Source organism: Mesorhizobium sp. M7A.F.Ca.CA.002.09.1.1, from assembly GCF_003998555.1.
GTDB classification, from domain to species: domain Bacteria; phylum Pseudomonadota; class Alphaproteobacteria; order Rhizobiales; family Rhizobiaceae; genus Mesorhizobium; species Mesorhizobium ciceri.
Genome location: NZ_RZRR01001341.1, coordinates 1 through 990, shown reverse-complemented (window position 1 = coordinate 990; position 990 = coordinate 1). Strand labels below are relative to the sequence as shown.

The window sequence follows — 990 nt, the reverse complement described above, 5'->3', positions numbered from 1 at the left end:
GTTCGAAGGCCGAGCGGCACAACTCCGCCAGTTCCGGCACGTCGGTGGGCGAGTCCAGCACGACAGGCGCGATCGGACAGCCGAGTGAAAACTGGTTGTCTTCCAGCATGCGCCCCACCGACTGGTAGATATGATGGACGGCTACCGCCGGATCCTTTTCGGCGGCCAGCGCTTCGCCCAGCCTCTCCGTCACGTCGGCAACGCTGGCGCGCGTCACCTCGATGACCAATTGGTCCTTGCCGCCGGGAAAATGAAAATACAGCGAGCCCCGCGGTGCGCCGCTGGCGCTCAATATGTCGTTGAGCGAGGTGCCGTGATAGCCGCGCTGCCTGAGCAGCAGCCCAGTCGTCTCGAGTATGCGGGTGCGGGTGTCGTTGGCCATGTCAACCTCTGTCAGGAGAGATCATTATAGGCCTTGCGCAAAATATGACAATCGGTCTACATAATATGTAGATCAGTCTATATATTTGAGGTTCGAAATGCGCAGCTATCGCCTTGAAGGGACCGGCGGAATCGAAAGCCTGGTGCTGCGGGACGAGGCGCGACCGGAGCCGGGAGCGCACGAGATCGTGGTGCGCATTCGCGCCACCTCGCTCAACCGGCGCGACACGATGATCCTCAACGGCGCCTATCCGCTGACGCCGCGCCAGGGCGTCGTGCCGCTGAGCGACGGGGCTGGTGAGATTGTAGCCGTCGGCGCTGCCGTCACCCGCTTTGCCGTCGGCGACCGTGTCACCGGCAGCTATTTCGCGCGCTGGATCGACGGCCGCATCCATGCCGGGCTCGTCGACCAGCTCGGCTGCACGCTGGACGGCATGCTGGCGGAATATGCGGTTCTCGACGAACAATGGGCGGTGCGGCTGCCCGATCATCTCGACTGGCAAGAGGCCGCAACGCTGACCTGCGCCGGCCTGACCGCCTGGAATGCGGTGACGGGCGCCGGAATTCCGAAGCCCGGCCAATGGGTTCTGGTCATCGGCTCGGGCGGCG

The 990-nt window shown here is 64.0% G+C and carries 2 protein-coding genes; one reads left to right on the top strand and one right to left on the bottom strand.

Annotated elements, in window-relative coordinates; translation table 11 throughout:
* The coding region (locus EN994_RS33065; RefSeq protein ID WP_164746508.1) for a TetR/AcrR family transcriptional regulator at nucleotides 1–382 on the bottom strand (382 nt) is incomplete at its 3' end.
* A 97-nt stretch (nucleotides 383–479) separates the two neighbouring features.
* Here EN994_RS33065 and EN994_RS33060 point away from each other — a divergent pair.
* The coding region (locus tag EN994_RS33060; RefSeq protein WP_164746507.1) for an NAD(P)-dependent alcohol dehydrogenase at nucleotides 480–990 on the top strand (511 nt) is incomplete at its 3' end.